Raw genomic sequence first — 12,476 nt, 5'->3', positions numbered from 1 at the left:
TGCCTCGATGTCTTCGAATCCGCCTTCCCAGGGCCGTCTCGGCCGGGCCACGCCGAACCCCGCCGCCGCCGATGATGGCGACGCGCTGCACTTCTGCAGTACCTGTGCATTTTCCGATGCCTGCATGTCACAGGGTTACGACAAGACCGCGCTGGGCGACCTGCACGTCCTGGTCGACCACGTCGGCCCGTTCCATGCGGGTGACTACATCTTCCGCGCCGGCGAATCGTTCGATTCGATCGCCGCGGTACGCGCCGGCATGGTCAAGACCTTCGTCGATGACAGCCAGGGCAACGAGCAGGTGCTGGGCTTCAGCCTGCCGGGCGAAGTGATCGGCCTGAATGCGATCCACGGCTCGCGATTCCCCTGCAATGCGGTGGCGCTGGATACCGTGCACCTGTGCCGCATCTCGTTCCCCAAGCTCAGCCTGCTGGCCACGCGCATGCCGGGGCTGCAGGCCAAGCTGTTCAGCCTGCTCAGTGCGGAGATCGGCAAGGTCGCCACGCTTGCCGCCAATCACCGTACTGAAGAGCGCATGGCCGCGTTCCTGCTGGACATGTCCGAGCGTTACGCGCGTCGCGGTTTTTCCGCCACGCGTTTCAACCTGACGATGGCACGTACCGAGATCGCCAATTATCTGCGGATGGCGCCGGAAACCGCCAGCCGCGTGCTGCGCCGCCTGAGCGATGATGGGATCATCGCGGTGAAGCAGCGTGAGATCCTGCTGCTGCAGCCCGAGCGTCTGGCGGCGCTGGCGGTGGCCGACGAATCTGATCCGAACTGAACCTGGCCGGGAGCCGATGATGAAGCGCGCTGGACTGTTGTTGCTGGGACTGCTGGCCACGCTGCCGGCCTGGGCGGCCGAGCTGACGGTGTCGGCGGCCTCCAGCCTGACCGAGAGCTTCCGCGAACTGGGCGCTGCCTATGAGAAGGCGCACCCGGGTACCAAGGTCGATTTCAACTTCGCCGCCTCTGGCGTGCTGCTGCAGCAGATCAGCCGTGGCGGGCGCCGGTGGACGTGTTCGCGTCGGCCGATGAAACCACGATGGACCAGGCCCAACAGCAGGATCTGCTGGCGGTTGGCACCCGCGAGGTGTTCGCTATGAACGCGCTGTGGGTGGTGGTGCCGCCGCAGGCCAAGGCCGCGCCGCGTAGCTTGAAGGACCTGGCCGGTGCCGGCGTGCAGCGCATCGCACTGGGCAACCCGGACAGCGTGCCGGTCGGCCGCTATGCCAAGGGCGCGCTGCAGGCAGCCGGCCTGTGGCCGTCGGTGCAGGGCAGGATCATCACCACGCAGAACGTGCGCCAATCACTGGATTACGTGGCGCGCGGTGAAGTGGATGCCGGCTTCGTCTATGCCACCGATGCGCAGGCGATGCCCGACCGGGTGCGCCGCGCCTTCGCGGTGCCGGTGTCGGGGCGCATTGCCTATCCGTTGGCGGTGACCAAGGCCAGTGCGCAGCCGGCCGAGGCCAAGCGGTTTGCCACGTTCGTGCGTTCGGCGCAGGGCCAGGCGATCCTGGCCAGGCATGGGTTCGGCAAGCCCTGAGGCATGGATCTCGACTGGAGCGCACTGGGGTTGTCGCTGAAGGTGGCCGGCTGGGCCACTGCGATCAATCTGGTGCTGGGCGTTGGTCTGGGCGCGCTGCTGGCGCGCCGTCGCTTTCCCGGTCGCGAGCTGCTGGATTCGGTGTTGACCCTGCCGATGGTGCTGCCGCCGACCGTGCTGGGTTATTACCTGCTGGTGCTGATCGGCCGCAACGGACCGATCGGTGCATGGCTGCAGTCGTGGTTCGGCATCAACCTGGTGTTCACCTGGCAGGCGGCGGTGATTGCTGCGGCGGTAGCTTCGCTGCCGCTGGTGTTCAAACCGGCGCGCCGCGGCGTTCGAGGAAGTGGACGGTCAGCTGGAGCAGGCCGCACGCACGCTCGGTGTGTCCGAAGCGGCGGTGTTCTTCCGCATCACGTTGCCACTGGCCTGGCGCGGCATCCTCGCCGGCCTGTTGCTGGCGTTTGCACGCGCGATGGGCGAGTTCGGCGCCACGCTGATGGTGGCCGGCAGCATTCCGGGCCGCACGCAGACGCTGTCGATCGCCATCTACGAAGCGGTGCAGGCCGGTCAGGACGGCAAGGCCAATGCGCTGGTGATCCTGACCTCGGTGGTGTGCATCGTGATCCTGCTGCTGGCCGCGCGGCTGGTGGGCAGGCGTCGCCGGGAGCTGCGTGATGTGGCTTGACCTGCAGGTACAGCGCCGACTGCAGGCGGCCGGCCAGAGTTTCGTGCTGGACGTGGCGTTGCAGTGCACGCAGCGGCAGGTGGTGCTGTTCGGACCCTCCGGCGCGGGCAAGAGCCTGACCCTGAAGGCGGTGGCCGGGCTGCTGCGGCCTGGCCAAGGTCATGTGCGGCTGCAGGGGCAGACCCTGTTCGATGCGGCCACCGGTGTGGATCTGCCGCCGCAGCGCCGCCGGCTGGGCTACGTGTTCCAGGATTACGCGCTGTTCCCGCACCTGAGCGTGCGCCAGAACGTGGCGTTCGGTCTGGAGAAGGGGTGGTTGAATCCGCGCCTGGGCCAGCGCTTCGATGTGGTGGAGCAGTGGCTGCACGCATTCCGCATCGACGCGGTGGGCGACCTGCTGCCCTCGCAGGTATCCGGGGGACAACGCCAGCGCACGGCATTGGCGCGCCCTGGTGACGCAGCCGCAGGCGCTGCTGCTGGATGAGCCGTTCTCCGCGCTGGACCATGACCTGCGCCAGCACCTGCGCCAGGAGCTGGAAACCGTGCTGGACAAGACCGGCATTCCATTGCTGTTGATCAGCCACGATCCGCAGGATGTGGCCATGTTCGGCCAGCAGGTGGCACGCGTCGTCGACGGCCGCATCGTCGGCGGTTGATCCGTGATGGACGCACGGGCGATGGTTGGTTAAGTCTGATGGTAGTGCCGGCCGCTGGCCGGCAACCACGGAATCCGGGGCACCCGGCCAGCGGCCGGCGCTACCATTCCAGCGTTCGCGCAATCCAGTGGAATGGATCAATACAACTCGCAGTGCGTGCGGCCTTCGCCCCGCAGCGCGTCCCAGTGCCCTTCGCCACTGATGGCATCGATGGCCTCGCGCACCGCGCCTTCCAGGTGGCTCTTGTTGCCGCACAGGTAAAGATGCCCGCCGCGGGCCAGCACATCGCGCACTTCATCGCCGCGCTGCTGCAGCACATGCTGCACATAGACCTTTTCGGCGCCATCGCGCGAGAACGCGGTATGCAGGCCGGCCAGCACACCACGCGTGTGCCAGTCCTGCAGCTGGTCGCGATACAGGTAGTCGTGCTGGCTGTGCTTCTCGCCGAACACCAGGTGCACTTCGCGTTGGCAGGCGGTGGCCTGCAGCTCCTGCATCAGGCCCATCAGCGGCGCGATGCCGGTGCCGGTGCCGACCAGCAGAAGGGGAGCTTCGCCGGTATCTGGCAGATGGAAGCCGGGATTGGAGCGGCAGTACACACGGGCATGGTCGCCGCCGTGCAGCAGGCTGCCGGTGGCAGTGCCGAAGCGCTCGCGACCGCGCAGGGTGTAGCGTACTTCGCGCACGCACAGGCTGAGTTGGTCGTTGCAGGGGTGCGAGGCGATCGAATAGGCGCGCGGCAGTCGCGGTGACAGTAGTTCGCGCAGCCGGGCCAGCGGCACGCTGTCCGGCGTGGCGTGGTCCTGCAGCACGTCCAGCACGTCCAGCCCGTGCAGGTAGGCTTCGAGCTCGCGCTTCTGGCTGACCTTCAACAGGCCCTTCAGCACCTCGCTGCCGCCGAGCTTGGCCAGTTCGCGCAGCACGCCCTTGCTCAGCAGGCGCAGCTCGCGGTCATGCAGGGCGGCCACGGCGGCGGTGTCGCCGTACCAGGTGGCCAATGCCTGCAGCAGGGCAGGGTCGTTCTCGGGTACCACGTGCAGGGTGTCGCCCGCGCGGTAGGCCATGCCACTGCCGGCAATGTCCAGCTGCAGGTGCCAGGCGGCCGGGTCGCTGCTGTTCAAGCGGCGGCGTTCGAGAATGTGGGCGGCAAAGGCATTGTCTTCGCCATAGGCGGTGACCTGCAGGTGCAGGTCCTGGCCAGCGTTCACGTCGCCGTCCAGGACCTGGCCCAGCACCGGCTGCCATTGCTGGAAGAACTGCTCGTAGCCCAGATCGGCATCGACGCGATGCAGCAGTGGCTGCGCCTGGCGCTCGCTCAGCGCGGCATCCAGCGCCTTGGTGAAGCCGCAGAAGCTGGGGTAGCCGGTGTCGCCGAGGCCGAACACCGCATAGCGAAGGCCGCTCAGCGTCGAAGTCTGGCGCAGGGTTTCAAAGAACTGTTCGCCGTTGGCCGGCGGTTCGCCATCGCCGAACGAGCTGGAGATCGCCAGCAGCACATCGCCGTGGCCGAGGCTGGCCACGTCGATGTCGTTGAACGGAAGCACCTGCGGCCCGTGCGGCTGCAGGTCCGCGCCCAGGCGCTGGGCCAGGGCGCGGGCATTGCCCGACTCGGACGCGAAACCCACCAGCAGGCGGCTGAAGGGCGTACTGGTCGGGAGGGCGTTCACGCGGCCTCGTAGAAGTCGTCGAACTTTTCCTTGCTGAACTCGACCAGGTCGTAGTTCTGCATCAGGTCGTTCACCACGCGGCGGATGCTGATGTACGAGGTGATGTTGCCGTCGGCGTCGAACAGCGGCTGCACGGTGGTGTCGACCACGTAGAGCACGCCGCCCTTGCCGAGGTTGGGCACGATGCCGGTCCAGGTCTTGCCGGCCTTGATGGTGTCCCACATGTCCTTGTAGACCGCCTTGGGCACGTCCGGATGGCGCACGATGCTGTGCGGCTGGCCGATCAGCTCCTCGCGGGCGAAACCGGTGAGCGTGCAGAACAGGTCGTTGGCGTAGGTGATGTTGCCCTGCAGGTCGGTGGTGGAGATCACCATGACGTTCTGCATGGCGTTCAGCAGCTGGGCGTTGTCGGGGGTGTAGCTCATCGCAGGTCCTTTGGATGCCGGTAACGCCGGCGTATTGGGTTCCTGCATAGAGATACGCCCGCGCAGCGGCGGGCGGATTGACATTGATCAAGTGGGTGGCGGGATCGGCTGCGACCGGGTGTCGCAGGGCGCGTTCACTGCTGCAGGGGAAAGCCGATCGTCTCGTGGCAATGCCGCATCAGGTGGCGGCCTCCCTCATTGATGTGCAAGGTGTCCGCGTCACCGAAGAACCGCAGCAGCGCTCCCCCGGTCGTACTGCCTGCATGCGCGGAGCGCCTGGCTGCCGATGGCAGAAACGGATCAGCTCGCGGATCGTGTCCGCCAGGCAGATCCGCACGTGCAACGGCGCCTTCGATCATCAGCTGGGCACATGCGCCTGCCAGATAGGCGTCTGGTTCGCGCTGCCCGCCGCGCCGAGGCTGTCCTGCCAATGCGGTGGCGATATGCTGGAACTCATGGGCGGTGGTGGCGATCACGCGCCTGCGCAGCGAGTCGGTGTCGGGGCCGGAGGGAAACCAGAAGCTGACCATCTGACCCGGCGGCTCTGGTCCCGGCAGCTGTCGCCAGATGCCGCCTCCGTCACTTACGATCGTCAACTGATAGCGCATAGGCGTCCGTTCCTGCCCATTGGCCTGGAGCGGCAGTCCAGCGGATCGTGCGGCGGCCTCGCAGAGCCGTGACGCCTGCATGGCCGAAAGCGCTCGATCTGCCCAGAGAACTCGAGTTGCGACGGATGACCACCCGCACTCGATGGACCGATTGGGGAACTCCGAGCTTTCCGGGCCGGGAAGCATCGACACTGTGCTGATCTTCAGATGTGAGGAAGGGCCTCGCAGCAGGGTGGCATACCCTCCATCGGTACTGACCAGGTTCCGGGGAGGCAGCTGGATGGATTGGCACGCACTTGTGGCCAGAAGGATTGCCGCCAGCACAGCATAGAGCCCAAGCGCGGGGCCCGGTCGGGTACGCCTGGACTGACGGCGCTGCATCAGAGGGGCAGCCCGCGAGTAGATGTGAGGGGGATACCGATTGCTGCCACGACAACTCGCAGATTGCTCATTGGTACTCTCCACGTTGGACGTCGATCGACCGATCAGCTCAACCCGCTGATTCGGCAGTCGATCCGTACCGGCCCAGGCTCGATCAGGCAATCGGAATTGTTTCAAGCACCTCCAGTAGGTGGCTCCGGGCCACGTTTGAGGCGGCACGCAAATGTGCAGGTCGAGCTGATAGCGACCGTCGCGCCTCCAGTCACACACACGTGGGTACCTCGCGCGTGCGTCAGCCCATCAGATAGCGCAGTACACCCGCCGAGACCACGCCGATCAGCACCGTCGGCAGCATCGACAGCCGTGTGGCAGCCAGCAGGGTGATCGCCAGCGCGGCGAGGTCGGCGGGCTTGTCGGCGACGAAGTCGGGCGCGATCACCGAGATCAGCACGCAGCCGGGTGCGGCTTCCATCACCGTCACTGCGCGCTTGCTCAGTGTGCGGTTGCGCAGTGCGAGGAAGCCGATGATGCGGGTCAGGTAGGTGGCAGCGGCCATCAGCACGATGGTCAGCACCGAGGTCCAGTGGATCAGTCCGTTGAAGATCATGCCGCGTCCTCCGCCAGCAGCCAGGCTGCGGCCAGGCCGGCCAGCGCGCCGCTGGCCACGTACCAGGCGCCGGGAACCAGCAGGTAGGTGGCCGCGGCCACCACCAGGCTGACCAGCCACGGACGCGCTGCTTTCATACCCTGCCACATGCCGCGCAGCAGCACCAGGAACACGGCCGGGAAGGCCATGTCGAAGCCGTAGGCGTGGATGTCGCCCAGCATCGGCCCAACGATCGCGCCCAGCGCGGTGCAGGCCACCCAGACCGTGTACAGGCCTGCCGACACGCCCAGGTAATAGGCCAGGCTGAAGCCGAGCGCACGGCGCCGTGCATCGGCCACGCCCATCGCCCAGCTCTCGTCGCACATGAAGAACAGCGCCGGCAGCACGCGGCGGCGCGGCAGGTGCTGCAGCAGCGGGGCCAGGCTGGCGCCCATCAGCAGGTGGCGGCTGTTGACCAGCGCGGTGATCGCGACGATCAGCGCGATGTGCGGCGGCGAGGTCCACAGTTCGACGGCGGCGAACTCCGAGCCGCCGGCGAAGTTGAGGCCGGTCATCAGCGGCACTTCCAGGGCGCTGAGGCCTTTCTGGGCGGCCTGGGCGCCGAGCACCAGGGCGAAGGGAATGAAGCCGATCATCACTGGCACGGCGGCGCGCAGGCCGCGCAGGAATTCGGCACGCGGGGCGGTATCGCAGGTGTCGGGCAGGGGGAGGGTGGTACGGGCGTCCATGGAACGGCACAACATGGTGGGGGTGGCCCATGCTATCGGTCCGATCGCGAAATCGGGTTGCGTTGATGCCATTCAGTTCGGGAATATTGAGATTCCATGCGGCCAAGGTCGCCAACGGTGAAATCCCATGCAGTATCAGCTCGACAACCTCGATCGCCGCATCCTCGATGCCCTGCAGCGTGATGGTCGCCTGCAGAACCTGGAGCTGGCCCGGCTGGTGGGCCTTTCGCCCTCAGCCTGCCTGCGGCGGGTGCGGTTGCTGGAGGAGGGCGGCTACATCGACCGCTACGTTGCCCTGCTGAATGAGGCGAAGGTGGGTCGTGGCTTCACGGTGTTCGTGCGGGTCTGGCTGCGCGGGCAGGACGAGGACACCACCAACCACTTCATCAACAGCATCAAGTCGTTCCCGGAAGTGCTTGAATGCCATCTGATGGCGGGTGACTGTGACTTCCTGCTGCGGGTGGCGGTGGCGGACCTTGATGCCTACCGGCAGTTCCAGATGCAGCACTTGAACCGGATTGCCGGGGTGCAGAACACCAAGACCGAGATCCCGATGCAGCGGATCAAGCAGACCACCCAGCTGCCGCTTTGAGGATGGGTGGTTCCGGCCGGGTTGCACCCGGCACCCGCGGTAGTGCCGGCCGCTGGCCGGCAACCTCAGAAGCAACAGCAACCGCAACGGCGATGGTCCAAGGGCGGCGGGGCGGTGTGGCCAGGCAGGACACGCCGTAGACCCGTCCATGGGGGCTCGATGGCGCCATCCATGGCGCCAACGATCCTGCCTGCCCACACCGCCCCGCGCCTGACAGTTCCCCGCGACCTGTTGGGGTCGGATCCCGTTGCTGTGCAACGGGCTCTGACCCCGGGAGCAGATGAACATGTCTGCTCGATTCATTGATGCCTGATGCGTTGACTGGCTTCACGGAGCCTGGCTCGCCGCCGGCTGTGGGCGACGGTCATCGCAATGACATGTGCCCCCGGTACGGTTTGAGCCCGCTTGCTGGTCGTGCGCGGGCCGGGATTCCGGTCGTGGCGCGCGTCCACTGCAGCTGCTGTCGCTGCCGAGGGTCATGTGTTCTACGTCAGGGGGCTGAATGGACACCATGCGGTCAGAACTTGGAAGGTGGCCATCGCCGCATGGCTGCTGCTGTCCTCTGCCGCTGCCGCGCAGGACGGTGTTCATGCCTACGATATCCCTGCGCAGCCGCTGGAACAGGCGGTCGAGCGCTTCAGTGTCATCAGCGGGTGGTCGGTGATGTACCCGGGCGACCTCGCCGCGGGCCGCAGCAGCCATGCGCTGCGCGCCAGCCTGATGCCGCTGCCTGCGTTGCAGATGCTGCTGCAGGACACCGGCATCGAGGCCGAGGTGATCGGCGAGCAGCGCGTGGTGCTGCGCCGGGGCACGCCCGCGGCAGCCGAACCCGGTATTGGCGCCGAGCTCCCGGATGTTGAACGTCGGCGTCGCTACGGCGGCCTGCAGCAGCGGCTGCGTGCGGCGTTCTGTGACGACCCCGAGATCGCGCCCGGCCGCTATGCCGCAACGCTGCGCTTCCGCGTCGACGGCGAAGGTCAGGTGCAGCAGCCCGAGCTGCTGTCGGGCAGTGGCAGTGCCCGCCGCGATGCGCGCCTGTTGCAGGCGCTGCAGGGCCTGGTGCTGGCGCCCGATGCCGCTGCGCTGCCGCAGCCGGTGACGCTGCAGATCCGTCCTTCCGGCACCGACCACGACTGTGGCCGGCGCGCGCCCCTTCCATGACTTCAAGGATTCGAACATGAGCAACGGTACGGCTGGGGCAGTTGACCTGATGGACCACCTTCTGGGGGCCTACGACGAGCTGAAGCGCCGCTTGGTGCGCAAGCTGGGCTCGGAAGAGCTGGCCGGCGACGCGCTGCAGGACACCTGGATGCGCCTGAGTGCGCGCCGTGACCGTCTGGATGCCGTGCAGAATCCCGCGGCCTACCTGCTGCGCATGGCGATGAACACCGTGATCGACCGCCAACGTGCCGACCACCGCCTGCTGAGCCTGGAAGAGGTGGATACGCTGATGGAGATGGCCGACCCGGCACCGGGCCCGGCGCAGGCGGCCGAACTGGATTTCGCGCTGGAAGACATGGTCGGCCTGCTGCAGCGCATGCCCGAGCGCCGACGCCGCATCCTGCTGGCGATCCGCGTCGATGGCCTGCAGCAGCGCGACGTCGCCGACCAGCTGGGCGTGTCGCTGCGGCTTGTGCAGCGCGAGCTGAAAGCGGCCCAGGACTACCTGGCCGAGCGCAGTGGACAGGGGCGTCAGGTGCGGTTCTGAGCGACGGCATCCGTCTACACTTTGACGCCGAGCAGAACCCCGCAGCGTGCGGGTCCGGCATGAGCCCCCATGGATCCTGACGATCGCCCGCAACGCCCGCTGGATGCCGTCGAGCGTCAGGCCCACGCGTGGGTGGTGCGGCTGACTTCGGGCGAGGCGACCGCCGCCGATGGGCGCAGGTTCCGCGAGTGGTGCGAGGCTGACCCGCGTCATCGCGAAGCATTCGGCCGTGCGCGCCGGCAATGGGAGCGGGTACGCCTGGCCGGCGAACAGCTGCCCGCCGCTGCGCGCCAGCCGGTCGCGCCGACGCCGTCCCAGCGCTGGAGCCGGCGCGCCTTCCTGGGCGCCGCGATTGCCGCACCGGCCAGTCTGGTGGTGGTGGCGGCGATCCGCCCGCCGTTGGGGCTGTGGCCCTCGGTGACGGCGATGGCGGCCGATTTCCACACCGGCACCGGTGAACGGCTGCAGATCGCGCCCTTGCCGCAGCTGAAGATCGAACTGGATACACAGAGCAGCCTGCGCCGTCGTTCGGAAACGCAGGGCGAAGGCTTCGAGCTGGTGCAGGGCCAGGCCGCGATCGAAACCCAGGCAGGCCTGCGCCTCGCCCTGTTCGCGGGGCCGGGCTGCGTGATCGCCGATGAAGGTGCGGTGCGCCTGGACGTCCGCAACACCCACGGCCAGGTACGGGTGACCTGCCTGCAGGGCAGCGCCCGCATCGAGCACCCGCAGGGCCGCCTGCAGCTGCAGGCGGGCCAGCAGACCCAATACGACGAGCGCCTCAGTGGCGTGGTGGCCGAAGCCCTGGCCTCGGAAGTGAGCGCCTGGACCGAGGGTATGCTGGTGTTCCGTCGCGCTCCATTGCGCGAGGTGGTGGATGAAATCAACCGCTACCGCCGCGGCAAGGTGCTGCTGGGCGAATCGGCGTTGGCGCGGGCCCCGGTCAGCGGTCGCTTCCGCATCGATGATCCGGACGCGGCGCTGGAGCAGCTGCGACTGACGATGTCGCTGGATCTGCGTCGCTTTCCGGGTGGCATTGCCGTCCTTGGTTAGGTGAAGACGCTGGCCGTGTGCGCCGCGCAGGGCTGTTGCAAGCAAGGAGACGCCAAGGATGCGCAACGAGACCATCGGTGTGCTGGATCTGCGCCGCAATCTGTCGGCGTTGCTGGAAACCACGCAGCGACGGCCCTTGATGGTGCATCGCTATGGATCGCCGTGGGTGTGCGTGGTATCCGATGCGCAATGGCAGCAACAGGCCGTTCTGCTGGAGTTCGATCCGCAGTCGCATCCGTTGGCGATGCTGTTGCGGCTGCAGCAGCAGGTGCTGCCCCTCGCTGAGGCCGGCACGCTGCCGCCTGCGGCGATGGCGCGCGTGCTGCTGCTGATGGGCATGCACGGCATCGACGATCTCGTGCAACTGCACGAACAGGTGCAGCACCATCGTCTTTGGCACTGGTTCGTGGCCGGCACCCATGGCGTGATGGATGACTGGCAGCTGCCGGCGCTGCGTGTTGCGATGGCGTCATGGTGCGATGACGTGGATATGTCCAATGCGCTGACAACGTTCGCCGCACGCAGCGATGTGGCGATACTGGCGCGCCGTTGCGGGGGCGAAGCGCCGCGACTGGAGCGCGAAGCCTGCAGGCAGATGACGCTGCGATGACGTTGCTGATGAAGCGCCACGCAGCGCACAGAGACGCATTCGCGTTGTCGCTTCACCTGCCTTGCTGACGTCTTCTCCAGAGTACGACGCACCACGCGTCGTGGAGCACGGGCGGCGCCGATGGCAGATAGTCGCAGGATCAGCATGCTGGAACTGGATCGCCACCTGAGCCAGTCGCTGGAGCAGGCTCGGCACACGCCTGTGAACGTGCAGCGCTATGGGCACTCGTGGGTCTGGGTGCTGTCCAGTGATGCCTGGGCCGATGCGGCGCGCTGGGCGGCACTGGACAGCAGCGCGCATCCGCTGGCCGCGCTGCGGCGCGCCCTCGATCTGCAGCTGCGGCCCTGGCCCGAAGCGGCCATGAATGCGCTGCCGCTTGACGCGGGCGATGTGCGGCAGCTGCAACGTGCGGCGTTGCTGGTGGTCGTGCGTGATCTCAACAGTGTGCAGCGCGTGTACGACGACCTGCGCTACCACCAAGCCTACCGGATGTTCATCGGCCTCGACCATGGCACCGCGTGGTCGCCGATGCAGTGCGTACGCCTGCTGCAGGCCTGCGCGCACCCGTTGCTGCGCGGCTGCATCGACGATGCGCTGGCCAGCGTGCCACAGCACTTGTTCGAGTCTGCATGTGTACCTGCGGCACGTGCTGCGCCTGCACAGGCACACGCGCAGCGAATAGCAGGCGGATGTTTATCGTACTGACACATGCACCGCTGACCATGGCACAGCGGTCTCTTCCAGGATGACGAGGGCGGAACAATGGCAAGGCAGGTGGGTGGTCGCAGGGCTCGGCAGCAGGGCTTCAGCCTGATCGAGATCATGGTGGTGGTGGTGATCATCGGCATTCTTGCCGCGTTGATCGTGCCGCGGTTGATGGACCGTCCCGACCAGGCGCGCGTGGTGGCGGCGCGCCAGGACATCGCGGCGCTGATGCAGGCATTGAAGCTGTTCAAGCTGGACAACGGGCGCTATCCCAGCGCCGAACAGGGCCTGCAGGCGCTGGTGAAGCCGCCGCAGGGCGGCGGTGCGATGCCGGTGACACCGTATCTGGATCGCCTGCCGAATGACCCATGGGGCCATCCGTACCAGTACCAGATTCCCGGAACCCATGGCGACATCGATGTGTTCTCGCTGGGTGCGGACAGCAAGCCCGGTGGCGACGCCGGGAACGCGGACATCGGCTCCTGGCAGCTGTGAGGCGTGC

Annotated in this window: 13 protein-coding genes and 3 pseudogenes; 11 read left to right on the top strand and 5 right to left on the bottom strand. The window is 67.2% G+C overall.

What is annotated here, in order from left to right:
• Nucleotides 1-7 precede the first annotated feature (7 nt).
• The 4 genes and pseudogenes from ACZK2V_RS12815 (at nucleotide 8) to ACZK2V_RS12800 (ending at nucleotide 2,893) form a co-directional block, all read left to right on the top strand.
• Nucleotides 8-784, top strand: a complete 777-nt coding sequence (locus ACZK2V_RS12815; RefSeq protein ID WP_014037435.1) for a helix-turn-helix domain-containing protein — start codon at nucleotides 8-10, stop codon at nucleotides 782-784.
• A gap of 19 nt (nucleotides 785-803) precedes the next feature.
• A pseudogene (modA, locus tag ACZK2V_RS12810) lies at nucleotides 804-1,549 on the top strand (molybdate ABC transporter substrate-binding protein).
• A 3-nt stretch (nucleotides 1,550-1,552) separates the two neighbouring features.
• Nucleotides 1,553-2,237 (top strand): annotated as a pseudogene (gene modB, locus ACZK2V_RS12805) (molybdate ABC transporter permease subunit).
• Nucleotides 2,227-2,893: pseudogene (locus ACZK2V_RS12800) on the top strand (ATP-binding cassette domain-containing protein). The pseudogenes modB and ACZK2V_RS12800 overlap by 11 nt, the downstream one beginning before the upstream one ends.
• 137 nt (nucleotides 2,894-3,030) lie before the next feature.
• Here ACZK2V_RS12800 and ACZK2V_RS12795 read toward each other — a convergent pair.
• The 5 genes from ACZK2V_RS12795 to ACZK2V_RS12775 all read right to left on the bottom strand — a co-directional run bounded on the left by ACZK2V_RS12795 (nucleotide 3,031) and on the right by ACZK2V_RS12775 (nucleotide 7,309).
• On the bottom strand, nucleotides 3,031-4,560 hold the full coding sequence (locus tag ACZK2V_RS12795) for a diflavin oxidoreductase (protein WP_486322435.1): 1,530 nt from the start codon (nucleotides 4,558-4,560) through the stop codon (nucleotides 3,031-3,033).
• Nucleotides 4,557-4,985 carry a PAS domain-containing protein gene (locus ACZK2V_RS12790; RefSeq protein WP_005409905.1) on the bottom strand — a complete coding sequence of 143 codons (429 nt, stop codon included), beginning with the start codon at nucleotides 4,983-4,985 and terminating at the stop codon, nucleotides 4,557-4,559. Before ACZK2V_RS12790 ends, ACZK2V_RS12795 begins: the two co-directional genes overlap by 4 nt.
• Nucleotides 4,986-5,119: 134 nt before the next feature.
• Nucleotides 5,120-5,593, bottom strand: coding sequence for a hypothetical protein (locus ACZK2V_RS12785; RefSeq protein WP_197615662.1), 474 nt, complete (start codon nucleotides 5,591-5,593; stop codon nucleotides 5,120-5,122).
• Between the two features lie 673 nt (nucleotides 5,594-6,266).
• Nucleotides 6,267-6,581 (bottom strand): AzlD family protein, encoded by a 315-nt coding sequence (locus ACZK2V_RS12780; RefSeq protein ID WP_032128129.1) that lies wholly within the window; start codon nucleotides 6,579-6,581, stop codon nucleotides 6,267-6,269.
• Complete coding sequence (locus ACZK2V_RS12775; RefSeq protein WP_014037422.1) at nucleotides 6,578-7,309, bottom strand: AzlC family ABC transporter permease; 732 nt, start codon at nucleotides 7,307-7,309, stop codon at nucleotides 6,578-6,580. The genes ACZK2V_RS12780 and ACZK2V_RS12775 overlap by 4 nt, the downstream gene beginning before the upstream one ends.
• A 127-nt stretch (nucleotides 7,310-7,436) precedes the next feature.
• Between ACZK2V_RS12775 and ACZK2V_RS12770 the strand changes: the two genes are divergently transcribed.
• From ACZK2V_RS12770 to gspG, 7 genes are all read left to right on the top strand, one after another.
• The gene (locus ACZK2V_RS12770) at nucleotides 7,437-7,901 is read left to right on the top strand and encodes an Lrp/AsnC family transcriptional regulator (RefSeq protein ID WP_005413654.1); all 465 of its coding nucleotides are present in this window, start codon (nucleotides 7,437-7,439) and stop codon (nucleotides 7,899-7,901) included.
• A gap of 480 nt (nucleotides 7,902-8,381) precedes the next feature.
• Nucleotides 8,382-9,062: a TonB C-terminal domain-containing protein gene (locus ACZK2V_RS12765; RefSeq protein ID WP_486322434.1), complete on the top strand. Its 681-nt coding sequence runs from the start codon at nucleotides 8,382-8,384 to the stop codon at nucleotides 9,060-9,062.
• A 16-nt stretch (nucleotides 9,063-9,078) separates the two neighbouring features.
• Nucleotides 9,079-9,609: an RNA polymerase sigma factor gene (locus tag ACZK2V_RS12760; RefSeq protein ID WP_032128154.1), complete on the top strand. Its 531-nt coding sequence runs from the start codon at nucleotides 9,079-9,081 to the stop codon at nucleotides 9,607-9,609.
• Nucleotides 9,610-9,678: 69 nt separating this feature from the next.
• Nucleotides 9,679-10,659, top strand: coding sequence for a FecR family protein (locus tag ACZK2V_RS12755; RefSeq protein WP_486322433.1), 981 nt, complete (start codon nucleotides 9,679-9,681; stop codon nucleotides 10,657-10,659).
• Nucleotides 10,660-10,717: 58 nt separating this feature from the next.
• Nucleotides 10,718-11,269 carry a hypothetical protein gene (locus ACZK2V_RS12750; RefSeq protein WP_486322432.1) on the top strand — a complete coding sequence of 184 codons (552 nt, stop codon included), beginning with the start codon at nucleotides 10,718-10,720 and terminating at the stop codon, nucleotides 11,267-11,269.
• 144 nt (nucleotides 11,270-11,413) lie between these two features.
• A complete protein-coding gene (locus tag ACZK2V_RS12745) occupies nucleotides 11,414-11,974 on the top strand; it encodes a hypothetical protein (protein ID WP_486322431.1) in 561 nt (186 codons plus the stop codon).
• 57 nt (nucleotides 11,975-12,031) lie between these two features.
• Nucleotides 12,032-12,469 carry a type II secretion system major pseudopilin GspG gene (gene gspG, locus ACZK2V_RS12740; protein WP_110712520.1) on the top strand — a complete coding sequence of 146 codons (438 nt, stop codon included), beginning with the start codon at nucleotides 12,032-12,034 and terminating at the stop codon, nucleotides 12,467-12,469.
• Nucleotides 12,470-12,476: the final 7 nt, after the last annotated feature.

The sequence above is a fragment of the Stenotrophomonas sp. 93052_Sma genome, assembly GCF_056481145.1.
The sequence above is the reverse complement of the archived record's forward strand: the minus strand, read 5'-3'. Positions and strand labels throughout refer to the sequence as shown.

Bases quoted from the DNA above. Each gene is read 5' to 3' on its own strand.
- ACZK2V_RS12755 (WP_486322433.1), top strand. From the start codon at position 9,679: ATGGATCCTGACGATCGCCCGCAACGCCCGCTGGATGCCGTCGAGCGT.
- ACZK2V_RS12770 (WP_005413654.1), top strand. From the start codon at position 7,437: ATGCAGTATCAGCTCGACAACCTCGATCGCCGCATCCTCGATGCCCTG.
- ACZK2V_RS12790 (WP_005409905.1), bottom strand. From the start codon at position 4,985: ATGAGCTACACCCCCGACAACGCCCAGCTGCTGAACGCCATGCAGAAC.
- ACZK2V_RS12750 (WP_486322432.1), top strand. From the start codon at position 10,718: ATGCGCAACGAGACCATCGGTGTGCTGGATCTGCGCCGCAATCTGTCG.
- ACZK2V_RS12780 (WP_032128129.1), bottom strand. From the start codon at position 6,581: ATGATCTTCAACGGACTGATCCACTGGACCTCGGTGCTGACCATCGTG.
- gspG (WP_110712520.1), top strand. From the start codon at position 12,032: ATGGCAAGGCAGGTGGGTGGTCGCAGGGCTCGGCAGCAGGGCTTCAGC.
- ACZK2V_RS12815 (WP_014037435.1), top strand. From the start codon at position 8: ATGTCTTCGAATCCGCCTTCCCAGGGCCGTCTCGGCCGGGCCACGCCG.
- ACZK2V_RS12775 (WP_014037422.1), bottom strand. From the start codon at position 7,309: ATGGACGCCCGTACCACCCTCCCCCTGCCCGACACCTGCGATACCGCC.
- ACZK2V_RS12745 (WP_486322431.1), top strand. From the start codon at position 11,414: ATGCTGGAACTGGATCGCCACCTGAGCCAGTCGCTGGAGCAGGCTCGG.
- ACZK2V_RS12760 (WP_032128154.1), top strand. From the start codon at position 9,079: ATGAGCAACGGTACGGCTGGGGCAGTTGACCTGATGGACCACCTTCTG.
- ACZK2V_RS12785 (WP_197615662.1), bottom strand. From the start codon at position 5,593: ATGCGCTATCAGTTGACGATCGTAAGTGACGGAGGCGGCATCTGGCGA.